This window comes from Veillonellales bacterium (assembly GCA_039680175.1).
Taxonomy (GTDB): Bacteria; Bacillota; Negativicutes; order JAAYSF01; family JAAYSF01; genus JBDKTO01.
On sequence record JBDKTO010000112.1, the window covers coordinates 15,886 to 28,570 of the forward strand.

The following is a 12,685-nucleotide window of genomic DNA, read 5'->3' on the forward strand; positions in this document are numbered from 1 at the left end:
ACAATCCGCTATATATAGTGCAACAAAAAAGACCTAGGTTATAACCTAGGTCTCGCCGCGCTAGTTATCCTTGCGGCCTGGCAATCATAGTCATTCTTTGACTTTAGACCCATAGCTTTGCGTCTGCTATCTTTCGATAGAGTTGCCCTTTATGTATAAATACAATTTATACAATTATATGTTATTATAAAAAAAATATAAAGTCAAGATGGAGGAAGTTTTTTACTGTTCCCTGTTCGGCAAATAGTTTGGGCGTAGTCGTTTGCATGCTGTTTTTCCAATTTTAAAAGGGATATTTTTACAGACAGCCCGCCTGCGTAGCCGACCAGATCTCCCTTCGCACCAATGACACGGTGGCAGGGTATAAATATAGGAATAGGATTTTTGTGATTCGCCATACCGACTGCACGGGAGGATTGTGGATTTCCGATACTCTTTGCAACTTCTCCATAGCTTCGTGTTTCGCCATAGGGAATTTCTTGCAAAGACTGCCATACCTTCTGCTGAAATTCGGTACCGTCAGGGGCAAGGGGAAGCTCGAATGTTTTCCGCTTGCCGGTAAGATAATCCTTAAGCTGCCTGCCGGCTTCTTTGAGCAAGTCTGTTTCTTGTAATAGAGCATCTCCCGGGGAGCCCCCGTTGAAATACACATTCGTAATCGCAGTTCCGTTTTCTGCCATTCCAATGCGACCAATGTCCATTTGATAAAAAAATACGTTTTTCATTGCCATCACTTCCTGGAAGTTTGTTTTGCGGAACATTCAGCTGTAATTTAATGATGCTTTTCGTAAAACTGATTGTATTTCTTCAGTTCCCGTTTCAAGAGGCTAGGCGTGTCCAGACCGTAAGGACAATGCTTTTTACAGTGTCCGCATTCGATGCATTTGTTGATTAAATTCATTTTTTCCCGAAAGCTGTCTGTCATAAAGGGTTGATAGGGGGCTCTCTTCAGCAACAGCGAGATTCTGGCCTGGGTAGGAATTTCAATTCCGGCAGGACATGGCAGACAATAGCCGCAACCGCGGCAAAAGTCTCCCGCCAATTCCGCTCTGTCCGCTTCAATCAGTTTCCACATAGCGTCATCCAGTACCGGCGGATTTTTTTCCAGAGCCAGAAATTCATCTAGCTCACTCATCTTTTGAATTCCCCAGATAGGAACAAGGTTATCAAATTGCCGCAAAAAGGCAAAGGTGGTGGCAGCGTTGGTAATTAATCCGCCGGATAACCCTTTCATGGCGATCAAGCCGATATCTTTTCTTTTACACACGGCAACTAGCTTCAAATCCTCCTCGCTAGCAAGGGAATTTAAAGGGAACTGGATCGTATCATACAAGCCCGATTCGGCCGCCTGTATCGCTGTTTTTATATTGTGATTTGTAACGCCGATAAAACGGATCATTCCTTTTTGTTTGGCTTCCAGTAAGCCGGCATAAAGGCTTTCCCTGTCTTCCGGATTGGGTAGAACCTTAGGGTTATGCAATTGGTAAATATCAATATAATCTGTCTTTAGATTTTTCAGGCTGGTCTCGAGATGCGCAAATAATGTTTTTTTATCGGCAGCATGACTCTTGGTGGCGATGACAATCTGATTTCTGATATCAGACAGGGAGTAACCGAGCTTTTCCTCACTATCGGTATACATCCGGGCGGTATCAAAAAAGTTGATGCCTTTGTCATAGGCCTTTCGGAGGATTGCCTTCGCTTCTTCAAAAGAAATACGCTGGATGGGCAAAGCGCCGAACCCGCTTCGACTGACCATTAAACCGGTTCGTCCCAGTTTGAGCTTATCCATTGAGAAACCTCCTTAGCTTCATTTAAATTTCAATCAGTTCATAGGATTTGGTGCCGATACCGATTTTTTCGGCATGATCGAGGCATACCCGCCAATTCGTTTCAGGATGGGCAGCGTGGAAATAATCCGGTTTGCCGTCGCTGCAAGCCTGCTGTTTAAGCTGCTCTGCCAGGTAACTGCCGGGAAGAACGGGAGCCTGATTCGCCATATCCGCACAGGCCATGTCGAGAGCTACAGGATCGAAGGAGGCGAACATACCAATGTCGGGAATACTGGGCAGGTCGTTTTCGGCATGGCAATCACAGTTAGGGGATACATCAATCATTAAGCTGATATGAAAATGGGGCCTGTTATGTAATACCGCCAGTGCGTATTCCGCCATTTTTTTATTGAGAATGTCGTTAGACTCATCCCAGGCCGGAACGATTGCATTAGAGTGGCAAACACCGATACAGCGGCCGCAGCCGGCACATTTGCTGTGGTCGATAGCCGCTTTTTTATCGGTAACGGTGATGGCGCTTTGGGCACAAATTTTAACACAGGTGCCGCAGCCGACACAGGTTTCACCGGATACATGAGGCTTGCCTTCACTGTGCATCTCCATTTTTCCGGCTCTTGAGCCGCATCCCATGCCGATGTTTTTTAGGGCTCCGCCGAAGCCGGTAAGTTCGTGACCTTTGAAGTGGGTCAGGCTGATAAAGATATCGGCATCCATGACAGCCCTGCCGATTTTTGCCTCTTTCACATATTCGCCGCCAGGGACGGGGACATTGACCGTATCGGTGCCTTTTAGTCCGTCGGCAATCAAAATCTGGCAGCCGGTAGTGAAGGGATTATACCCATTTTCATATGCCGCATCCAAATGTTCAAGGGCATTTTTACGCCGGCCGACATAAAGCGTGTTGCAATCGGTAAGGAAGACCTTTCCCCCTTTTCTTTTGATCAGATCGGCAATCACCTTGGAATAATTCGGTCTGAGAAAGGCCAGATTGCCGGGCTCGCCAAAATGTATTTTTATGGCAGTGAATTTATCTTTGAAATCAATTTGCTCGATCCCTGCTTGCTTGACCAGTTTTTCTAGTTTTTGCAGTAGATTCATATTGGGTGCTGCCCGTAAATTCGTAAAATAAACTTTTGCTTTTTCCATGCTGTTCTCCTTCTCACTGAAAGATTTTGCGTATACCTTAATCTTACCACTTTGAGTATACTCTAAGTCAATAGGTTAAAGCGAGTGTTAGCATAACATTATATTCATATTTGGATATCTTGCAGGTATAGATAAAATTAAGTAGAAGATACATATAAAACAACAAATAGTGAGGATGATGATATGGACATAGCGGCTCTTTCCGTACTAAACAGTCAACAGCAAGTACAATCTCAGGCCGGGACGATGATTTTGAAAAAAGCTATGGATGCATCGACCCAAAGTGCTTCTGAAATGCTGAAGATGTTCGGTATTGGTAATAACATTGATCTACAAGTTTAGCGAAACGCTCCGCAATGGGGCGTTTCGTTTTGAATTTTACCATAAGTATAAACTCAGAAGAATCAGTACCTGTATTGTTAAAGAGGATTTTATTTTTAAAAACCGAATATACAGTATTGTCGATTTTGTATTTTAAAAGTTGCGATATGATCGTAAAAATCTAAAATAAAAGTGGAGTCTTATATGAAGAATAACGTGTTAAGAAGGATTAAAGAGGGGGCGGCAGTTTTGTCGCCCAAACAAATGCATTTAGCGAATTATATTTTAAGTAACTACCAAGAAGTATCTTTTATGAGCTCTGCGGAATTAGCAAGAGCTGCGTCTGTGGGAGAGTCAACAGTTATCCGATTGGCGGTTTCTTTAGGCTACTCAGGATATTCTGCTTTTCAGGATTCGTTACAGGAATTTATGCAGAAAGAAATATCTACATTAGATAGATTTACAGTAGCGGAGGTCTCTGATGAAAGTACTATATATCAAAAAGTGTTTTCTAAAGAAGTCAATATGATAAATAAGGCGCTTAAAGAAATTAATAAGGAAAAATTTGACAAAGTGACCCAACTGCTAAGCGAAAAAGAAAATCTAATAATAATTGGTTTACAGGGAACTCGTTGTTTGGCCGAGTATGCTGGTTATAGCTTTAATAAAATAAGACCGAATGTGTTTAAATTTTATGATGTCGATGAATATGCCTATAACTTTTTTAATACCGTTGATGGTGACACAGTGGCTTTGGTTTTTTGTTTTACAAGGTATCCTCGAAAAACAATTTCCGCTATGGAAATATTTAAACATAGAGGTATTCCCGTGATTGTGGTTACTGATAGCATTGTTTCACCGGCAACTCATTTTGCTGATCTTTTAATTACAATACCACAGAAAAATTCATTTATTGATTGCCATGCAGCCAATATGTGTCTGATTAATGCAGTTTGTTTAGGGACGGCTTATAGGGATCAAAAGAAAACCCGCATTTATTTGGAGAGATTTGAGGAATATGCCAAAGGAAACAACATTTTTTTACAGTGGGCGCCGTTGTCCAAACATATTTTTCCTCAAATAGAGATAGAATAATTCAATGTTTGTATAATGGGGATAAATACCTTAAGCTAAGGGGAACCATTTAGGGCACCTCTGAAGGATGCTCATTTTTGGAGAAGGGCATACTTATTTAGAGATGAAAGAAAAGGGATAATATTTTTCAAAAAATGAAGGATATTATTCATCAAAAGTAGAATGAAGGATATAATTCAATATTAATAAAATTTTCAAGTTTATTATTTTTTTCAAAAAAACGAAGGATTTTATTCATCAAATATTTTTTGAAGGATATCATATCATTATTAGACTTAAATAACGAAGGGCATGCTAAAAAGATCTTGCCAATGCCATTTTTTAAGAACTAGGTCAATCACGACAAATGCGGCTAATTTTCTGATGAAGGAAGAAGTTGGTGAATCAAATTCTGCTTGCCAGATAAACTGAGAACGCGCATATCAGGCTTGAGATGCTTTACCCAAGCAGCAATAGTTGGCTTGTAAATGTTCTTTAAGAATGTTCTGAAGTTGTCAATGCTGGGGAAAAGCAAAATAGTGCCTTCAGCAGAATTGTTGTACGATTCTGAATTGGGAAATATCATTTTTCAATATTCTCCAATGCGAGGGGGGGTAAAAAGGAGCTCTAGTTCATATCTTTTGGTTCCGCAAGAGTACACTTTTTTCAAGGAGGTGGTTAAAAATATTTTGCATTTATATATGGAATAGATATACTGCAGCGAACTTCTGTAATGATTAAACAAAGTGTATTACAATTTGGGGAATCGCTTCCAGGTTTGGTTTAGCTCATACTGCTTTTCCTTTATCTACATAGCTAATGTTTCCATAAAGTGAAAGGAGAGATTTAATATGTTTTGGATAGAACTAGCCATTGTTATCGGAATGCTGTTCTTTGCTGTACGATATGGTGGAATTTTTTTGGGGATGGCTGGAGGTGTAAGTTTAGCTATTCTGGTCTTTGTTTTTCATTTAAAACCAGCTCTGCCACCAATTGATGTAATGTTGATTATTACAGCTGTTGTTGTAATGACAGCAGCTGTACAGGCTGCTGGCGGTATGGATTATTTGATTTCGCTTGCAGAAAAATTATTGAGAAAAAATCCTAAAAATATAAGTTTTGTTGCACCATTGGTTAGCTATTTATTTACACTAATGGCTGGGACGGGAAATGTTGTATTCAGTATTATCCCTGTTATTGCTGAAGTTTCACGGGAAGCCGGGGTGCGCCCGGAACGTCCGTTATCCATATCGGTTATAGCATCGCAACAGGCAATTACTGCATGTCCAATTTCAGCGGCTACGGTTGCAATGGTTGGCCTTTTGGCACCATATAATGTTTCACTTGTAGATATTCTTATAATTTGTATTCCATCAACCTTGCTGGGTGTTTTAGGGGGAGCAATTTATGCCAGTCATATGGGGAAAGATTTAGATAAGGATGAAGAATATTTATCCCGCCTAAAAACGGGCGAAGTACCGCCTATTGTAGAAAGAACGAACGAGGTTAAAGTCAAACATTTTAGTACCGAAGCTAAATTGTCCGTTGCTATTTTTTTAGCTTCAGCACTATTGGTTGTTGTTCTTGGTATGTTTCCGTCGCTGCGGCCAATTTTTGAAGATGGTGGGAAAATGGCACCGATTTCTATGACTAGTACTATTGAAATTGTAATGATGGTCATGGGAGCATTAACGGTGGTATTTTGTCGTGTTAAGGCGGATCAGATCATTGAAATGTCTATATTTAAAGCGGGTATGATGGGAGTGTTCTGCATCTTTGGTCTGGCATGGGCTGGAGATACATTGGTAGCAAATAATCTTGATTTTATAAAAAGCGGTGTTCAGGGAATTGTACAAACTGCACCCTGGGTATTTGCTATTGCGCTTTTCGCCGTTTCTGCTTTGATTTTAAGTCAGGCTGCAACCGTGAGGGCTTTAATGCCGCTTGGACTTGCTTTGGGTATTCCGGCGCCGCTTCTTGTAGGCATGTTTCCAGCAGTAAACGGATATTTCTTTATTCCTAGCTATGCAACATTAATTGCGGGTATTGCATTTGATAGAACCAAGACAACAAGAATTGGAAAGTATATTTTCAATCATAGCTATATGGTCCCAGGTTTAATTACGACAATACTTAGTGTAAGCATTGGTTTCTTTATTGCAAAGGCTATTTTATAAAGAAATCGATTGGTAAGGTAATAATACTTTATAAATGAAAAGGTGGTTTTTATGAGACTTGAACATGATTGTGTTGGTGAAATGGAGATAGCAGATGAACTGTACTATGGAATTCAAACGGAACGTGCCAGGAATAATTTTGCTGTCTCAAATACCACATATGAATCCTATCCAATTTATTTAAAGTCAATTGCATTTTTAAAAATTGCGGCAGCAAAGGCAAACGAAGAAATTGGCGCATTACCTACAGATATTGCAGCTGCAATTTGTCAGGCTGCGGAGGAAATTATTGCAGGAAAACATAAAGGGATGTTTCCAATCGATGTTTTTAGCGGAGGAACATCTGTTAATATGAATGTTAATGAAGTCATTGCTAATCGAGCCAATGAGATTCTTACAGGGCATAAAGGCTATGAAAAAGTTCATCCCAATACACACGTTAATATGGGGCAGTCGACGAATGATGTTATTCCGGCGGCGCTTGAAATGAGTAGCTATTACTATTTTCAAGCGCTCATTGAAGAATTGGGGCAATTATCAAAGGTTTTAGCGCAAAAGACAAAAGAGTTTGCTCAAGTTGTTAAGATCGCTCGGACATGCCTGCAAGATGCTGTCCCAATTACATTGGGACAGGAATTTTCCGGGTATTATGCTGTGATTAATCGACAAATTCATCTTTGCGAAAAAGCGCAGGAAGCATGCACGCATCTTTCCTTTGGTGGGAGTGCAGTTGGAACTTGTATTGGTACATTTCCAGGATATTTAGATTCAGTTTACCGTCAGTTGAAAAACGTAAGTAAAATTCCGGTAAAATGTCGTGAAAATATTATTGACGGTTATCAAAATGATGATGGATTTCTTTTGGTTTCAGCCACGCTAAAGAGCGTAGCAACAAGCATCAGTAAGATATCACGCGATTTTAGACTGATGTCTTCTGGGCCACGGGCAGGGCTTAATGAAATAAATCTGCCCTCTTTGCAGCCTGGCTCGTCTATAATGCCGGGCAAGATCAATCCGGTTATTCCTGAAATGATGAATCATATTTGCTATCAAGTTTGTGGTAATGATTTGGCGATTACCATGTCGGTTGAAGCTGGTGAATTGGATCTTAATGTTTGGGATGCGCCATTGCGTAAATGTATACAGGAATCGTTTGTTCTTTTAACAAATGGATTAAAATTATTTACGGAAAAATGTGTCAAGGGAATTACAGCAAATGAAGCAGTTTGCCGTAATTACGCAGAAAACTCTTTGTCTAATGCGACGGTTCTTTCGGCTATTTACGGATATGAAAAAGGAACTGCTATAGTAAAAGAAGCCTATAAAAATAATGAATCGATCAAGGATACTGCAATTCGAAATAAGATTCTTACTCAGGAGGAAGCAGAAATTATATTAGATCCTATGCTTTTGACGGATCAGACGAAGTGTAGTGAGGTCGTGGAGAAATATAAAGCAAAAATAATAAAGTAGGTTGGATGAAAAGTAATTACAAGGAGAGATAATTGATGCGAGATAGAATAAAAAGTGAACTGCTGGATTATTTTAAAAATGAAGTCATATATCCTGGCATTGTTCAGGAGTATAAGGTTGGCTTTAATGAAATGATTTTATTAAATAAGGCCTACGCAATCATGCTGGTAAGAGAGAAAATATTAGATGAAGGAAGTGGAAAGTTAATTCTTCAGGGGTTAACCAAGGTTCAAAAAAACTTGAAACCGGAAGACCTTGATGGGAAATATGAAGAGCTTTATTTCAATGTGGAGCAGGCATTAGTCAAGGAAATAGGAATTAAAATTGGCGGAAAACTTCATGCCGGGAGAAGTAGAAATGATATTTATGCAACTCTTTGGCGTATGGAGACAAGAAAATCGGCATGGGATATTTTACAAAGCATTATTGATCTTCAAGAAACACTTTTAAAAAAAGCCGCAGAAAACATGGAAACCATTCTAACCGGGTATACTCATATGCAGCCGGCCCAGCCAATTACTCTGGCGTTTTATTATATGGCGGCTTTTAATGTCCTGAATCGTGATTTTGTTCGCTTAAAAAACGGCTACATAAGAACAAATATGTCTCCCTTCGGAGCTGCAGCACTTGCTGGTACGGGTTTTCCGATTAATCGCCAGGCTTTAAGCGATTTGCTGGGGTTTGAGGGGATATTGGTGAATGCGCTTGATTGTGTCGGTTCAAGAGACTATTTACTGGAAATAGAAGCAGCACTGGCGATTATGATGATTAATGTTAGCAGGATAGCTCAGGATCATTACTTGTGGGCTACAAATGAGTTTGGTTTGTTAGATATCGGCGGTGAACTTGCTGTTTGCAGCAGTATAATGCCACAGAAAAAGAATCCCGTTACGCTAGAGTATGCGAGGGCAAAAGCATCGCATATTGTGGGGGCCTTGGTATCCGGTTTTTGTTCTTTAAAAAATACGCCATTTTCACTGTGTATGGATTTATTTGAGACACCCGGCGATTATTGGAATGCCCGTAATGAAGTTTTAAGCAGCTTAGGGTTGTTGAAAGAAACTATACGGCACTCAAATTTAAGAAAAGATATTGCCTATGAAAAGACAGAGAAGAATTTTTCAACCGTCACGGCTCTTGCCGACTATTTGGTTGGAAAGTTCGATATATCTTTTGTCGAAGCACATGATATTGTCGGAAGTATGGTTGCGGAAGTGATTGATCGAGGCCTGTCCATTAATGAAATGGATAGTTCTCTGCTTAAAAAGACTTCGAAAGAAATTCTTGGTAATGAACTGAATGTAAGCCAGGAAGAAATCAAAAATGTACTGGAACCGTGTAAAAATATTGAATCAAAAACGAGCATGGGTGGTCCAAGTAAAGGGTCGGTCAAGAAAATGATTGCCGAAGCCGATTTAGCTTTGACGAGTGAAAAAAAATGGCTGAATGAACAGATCGATCGAGTCGAGAAAGCCTATCAGAAGATACAAGCGGAGGAGGAGAAAATTCTTGGGATAAAGTAATCTGTGCTGTATGTTATTGTATATGCCGGAGCTGCTATAGCACAGGGGAGATTCGAAAAGGGAGGAAGGCCCTGCAACGATGAAAAATTCTAAGAATATGGTTTTTGTCAACGACAACGCTGCTTGTCAAAGTCAAACTAATACTGAGGCAAAGGGGGAGGCTCCTCGTCTTGAACGGGCATTAAAACCCATCCACCTTTGGGCGCTTGCGGTAGGTGTGGTTATTTCCGGCAATTATTTTGGCTGGAGTTATGGCTTTGGGGCCGGTGGACCTATTGGCTTGGCTATCGCCTTGATTCCGGTCACCATTTTCTATATCACCTTTATTTTGTCTTATTCCGAGCTAGCAACAGCCATTCCGCACGCTGGGGGGCCATCAGCCTATTCCCGGCGCGCTCTTGGCAAGTTTTGGGGGTATATAAGCGGCATAAGCTGCTTGATTGAATTTGTGTTTGCCACTCCCGCTATTGCTTTAGCTGTAGGGGGTTATGTTCATAACATTGTCCCGCCTGTTTCCACTATGACGGCTACGGTAGTTGCGCTTTTACTCTTTATTTTTATTAATTACTGGGGTATTAAAGTATCGGCTGTATTTGAACTGGTTGTCACTGTTGTTGCGCTGCTTGGGTTGATGCTATATTGGAGTTTTGCGGCACCATATTTTGAAATTAGCAGAATAATGACTGAACCGCTTCTGCCTAACGGCTACCATGGTATTATGGCGGCGGTGCCTTTTGCAATTTGGTTTTTTTTGGCGGTTGAAGGCGTCGCCATGGCGGCGGAAGAGATGGTCAATCCGCAAAAAGATATTTCCATCGGGTTTTTGTATGGAATGGGCACTCTTTTGATAATGGCGGTTATGACTCTGACTATGACGGCTGGTATCGCCGACTATAATCTCGTCAAGAAAGTCGATTTTCCATTGCCAATGGCCTTAAGTGAGGTATATGGACAAGGGCATTGGAGCGTTGCGCTGATTAATTTTATTGCGCTGTTCGGCTTAGTTGCCTCCCTCCATGGAGTAATTGTCGGCTATTCCCGCCAAACGTATGCCATGGCTCGCAGCGGCTATTTGCCTAAATTTTTAGCGTATATCAATCCAGATCATCATGCTCCGGTATGGGCTCTGATAGTGCCGGGGATGGTCGCCTTGAGTGCCGCATTAACAGGTTTGACTGATATTGTTATCACTATTGCGGTATATGGTTCGGTAATTATGTATCTAATCAGTTTGGTAAGTTTGTTTGTGTTGCGGGCTAAGGAACCAGAACTCAAAAGGCCTTTTAAGGTGCCTTATCCGGTTGTTCCAGCGATTAGTTTCTTAATGGCCATTTTTTGTTTGGTCAGTGTGGTTTATACCACTGTTGAGATCCTGAAATGGGTAGCGCTGGCGTATGGGATTGCGGTCGTGTACTACTTGATCTGGGGGGATAAAGCCATTCGCCCCTTTAACGAAGAGTTCGAAGTATTGGATAGGCTGAATAAATAGAGATTCAAACTGTAAATCGTAGGTGACCTTCTTGTAAAATAAACCAGAGTAACGGAGGGAAATATGCAATGAGAATTGAACAAGACTGTTTAGGTGAATTACAGGTTCCAGCAGATGTTTATTACGGTATCCAAACAGAACGTGCGAAACATAATTTCGATGTGTCGGGGCACACCATTAGCGAATTGCCTACATTTATTCGTTCGATAGCAACAATAAAAAAAGCGGCGGCACTTGCCAATAGAGATATAGGGGTACTGGATGATCAAATAGCCGGCGCAATTTGTCAGGCCGCTGAAGAAATTATTGCTGGTAAGTTTACCGAAGAGTTTCCTGTTGATATTTTTCAAGGGGGCGGCAGTACTTCGACCAATATGAATGTAAATGAGGTAATTGCCAATAGGGCCAATGAGATTCTGACTGGGCACAAGGGATATGACAGCGTTCATCCGAACACCCATGTTAATATGGGACAGTCGACGAATGATGTTATTCCCGCCGCAATGAGTCTGACCTGCTGTATTTATTTAAAAGAACTGATTGATAGTCTGCGGTATTTAGAAAAGCATTTGGCAAAAAAAGTCGATGAATTTAGGCTGATTGTCAAAGTGTCGCGCACATGCATTCAAGATGCCGTGCCTATAACGTTGGGCCAGGAGTTTAGCGGATATTTATCCTTTATTAGGCGTCACATCAGTCAATTCGAGCAGATAATGCATTCCTGTGCAGAGCTGTCTCTTGGGGCAACAGCTGTAGGAACGGGATTAGGGGCTTTTTCCGGATATGTTTCAAAGGTTTACGAGTACTTGACTCGTCTGACAGGCATTCCCGTGAAGGTGAAAGCCAATTTGTTTGATGGACTTCAAAATGCCGATCCTTATCTGCAAGTATCCGGAACTTTAAAAACGCTTGCAACGGGATTGGGTAAAATCGCCACAGATCTCAGAATTATGTCTTCAGGCCCTCGGGCTGGTTTTAATGAAATCGAATTACCCTCCGTACAGCCCGGCTCATCCATTATGCCGGGGAAAGTGAATCCCGTGATGCCTGAATTGATGAATCAGATATGTTATCAGGTTTGCGGTAATGATTCTGCGATTTCCATGGCTGTTGAGGGAGGTGAGTTGGATCTTAACGTGTGGGAGCCATTAATCATAAAATGTCTATCTGAGTCGTTTAAAATTCTAACCCGAGGCATTTTTCGGTTTACCGATTATTGTATTAGCGGTATAAAAGCAAACGAAGCAGTTTGTAAAAGAAATGCGGAATACTCGTTGGCTATTTCAACGGTGATTGCGGCTCTGTTCGGTTACGAAACGGGAACGAAAGTTGCGAAAGAAGCGTATCGTACCGGTGCAACGGTAAAAGAAGTAGCCTTAAAAATGGGTCTATTTACTGAGGAAGAAGCGGAAACGCTAATGGATCCACTGACATTAACGGATCCGTCCAAGAGTAGCGAAATTCTTGCTTTATGTAAGCTGAAATGAGGAAATTTCAAATTCTATATAGAACCATATGAAAAGAACACGCCCCGTCTCAAATCAACTGCTTACTTGCATTGACAAATAGTTATAAATTTCTTATAAACCCCAGGCAGAGTCAATAACTGCCTGGGGTTTATATTTTTTTTGCCTATTTTGCGTTAAGTTTGCCGATATTTATGACAAGAAATCCCGAAACAAGGTAGTA

The 12,685-nt window shown here is 41.0% G+C and carries 10 protein-coding genes and 1 riboswitch; of the genes, 7 read left to right on the forward strand and 3 right to left on the reverse strand.

Going from position 1 to position 12,685, the window contains the following annotated elements:
- Positions 1–68: 68 nt before the first annotated feature.
- Positions 69–157: riboswitch (cyclic di-GMP riboswitch) on the reverse strand.
- Positions 158–203: 46 nt separating this feature from the next.
- Genes ABFC84_17750 through ABFC84_17760 form a run of 3 tightly spaced genes read right to left on the reverse strand, consistent with a single transcriptional unit; the run spans position 204 to position 2,939 of the window.
- Entirely contained in the window at positions 204–725 is a 522-nt protein-coding gene (locus ABFC84_17750; GenBank protein ID MEN6414586.1) for a methylated-DNA--[protein]-cysteine S-methyltransferase, read from the reverse strand.
- A 47-nt stretch (positions 726–772) separates the two neighbouring features.
- The gene (locus ABFC84_17755) at positions 773–1,792 is read right to left on the reverse strand and encodes an aldo/keto reductase (protein MEN6414587.1); all 1,020 of its coding nucleotides are present in this window, start codon (positions 1,790–1,792) and stop codon (positions 773–775) included.
- 22 nt (positions 1,793–1,814) lie between these two features.
- Positions 1,815–2,939: a DUF362 domain-containing protein gene (locus tag ABFC84_17760; GenBank protein MEN6414588.1), complete on the reverse strand. Its 1,125-nt coding sequence runs from the start codon at positions 2,937–2,939 to the stop codon at positions 1,815–1,817.
- A gap of 183 nt (positions 2,940–3,122) precedes the next feature.
- Here ABFC84_17760 and ABFC84_17765 point away from each other — a divergent pair, with 183 nt between their 5' ends.
- The 7 genes from ABFC84_17765 to ABFC84_17795 all read left to right on the forward strand — a co-directional run bounded on the left by ABFC84_17765 (position 3,123) and on the right by ABFC84_17795 (position 12,483).
- Positions 3,123–3,281 carry a YjfB family protein gene (locus tag ABFC84_17765; protein MEN6414589.1) on the forward strand — a complete coding sequence of 53 codons (159 nt, stop codon included), beginning with the start codon at positions 3,123–3,125 and terminating at the stop codon, positions 3,279–3,281.
- Between the two features lie 183 nt (positions 3,282–3,464).
- A complete protein-coding gene (locus ABFC84_17770; GenBank protein MEN6414590.1) occupies positions 3,465–4,355 on the forward strand; it encodes a MurR/RpiR family transcriptional regulator in 891 nt (296 codons plus the stop codon).
- An 830-nt stretch (positions 4,356–5,185) separates the two neighbouring features.
- Positions 5,186–6,511: an anaerobic C4-dicarboxylate transporter gene (locus tag ABFC84_17775; protein MEN6414591.1), complete on the forward strand. Its 1,326-nt coding sequence runs from the start codon at positions 5,186–5,188 to the stop codon at positions 6,509–6,511.
- A 51-nt stretch (positions 6,512–6,562) separates the two neighbouring features.
- On the forward strand, positions 6,563–7,984 hold the full coding sequence (locus tag ABFC84_17780; protein ID MEN6414592.1) for an aspartate ammonia-lyase: 1,422 nt from the start codon (positions 6,563–6,565) through the stop codon (positions 7,982–7,984).
- A gap of 35 nt (positions 7,985–8,019) precedes the next feature.
- Positions 8,020–9,507: an argininosuccinate lyase gene (argH, locus tag ABFC84_17785; protein ID MEN6414593.1), complete on the forward strand. Its 1,488-nt coding sequence runs from the start codon at positions 8,020–8,022 to the stop codon at positions 9,505–9,507.
- 79 nt (positions 9,508–9,586) lie between these two features.
- On the forward strand, positions 9,587–10,996 hold the full coding sequence (eat, locus tag ABFC84_17790) for an ethanolamine permease (protein MEN6414594.1): 1,410 nt from the start codon (positions 9,587–9,589) through the stop codon (positions 10,994–10,996).
- A 68-nt stretch (positions 10,997–11,064) separates the two neighbouring features.
- Positions 11,065–12,483: an aspartate ammonia-lyase gene (locus ABFC84_17795; GenBank protein ID MEN6414595.1), complete on the forward strand. Its 1,419-nt coding sequence runs from the start codon at positions 11,065–11,067 to the stop codon at positions 12,481–12,483.
- Positions 12,484–12,685 lie beyond the last annotated feature (202 nt).

What these genes read in the sequence shown, in the direction of transcription:
- ABFC84_17750 (MEN6414586.1), bottom strand. Translation starts at nt 725, where the DNA reads ATGAAAAACGTATTTTTTTATCAAATGGACATTGGTCGCATTGGAATG.
- ABFC84_17755 (MEN6414587.1), bottom strand. Translation starts at nt 1,792, where the DNA reads ATGGATAAGCTCAAACTGGGACGAACCGGTTTAATGGTCAGTCGAAGC.
- ABFC84_17760 (MEN6414588.1), bottom strand. Translation starts at nt 2,939, where the DNA reads ATGGAAAAAGCAAAAGTTTATTTTACGAATTTACGGGCAGCACCCAAT.
- ABFC84_17765 (MEN6414589.1), top strand. Translation starts at nt 3,123, where the DNA reads ATGGACATAGCGGCTCTTTCCGTACTAAACAGTCAACAGCAAGTACAA.
- ABFC84_17770 (MEN6414590.1), top strand. Translation starts at nt 3,465, where the DNA reads ATGAAGAATAACGTGTTAAGAAGGATTAAAGAGGGGGCGGCAGTTTTG.
- ABFC84_17775 (MEN6414591.1), top strand. Translation starts at nt 5,186, where the DNA reads ATGTTTTGGATAGAACTAGCCATTGTTATCGGAATGCTGTTCTTTGCT.
- ABFC84_17780 (MEN6414592.1), top strand. Translation starts at nt 6,563, where the DNA reads ATGAGACTTGAACATGATTGTGTTGGTGAAATGGAGATAGCAGATGAA.
- argH (MEN6414593.1), top strand. Translation starts at nt 8,020, where the DNA reads ATGCGAGATAGAATAAAAAGTGAACTGCTGGATTATTTTAAAAATGAA.
- eat (MEN6414594.1), top strand. Translation starts at nt 9,587, where the DNA reads ATGAAAAATTCTAAGAATATGGTTTTTGTCAACGACAACGCTGCTTGT.
- ABFC84_17795 (MEN6414595.1), top strand. Translation starts at nt 11,065, where the DNA reads ATGAGAATTGAACAAGACTGTTTAGGTGAATTACAGGTTCCAGCAGAT.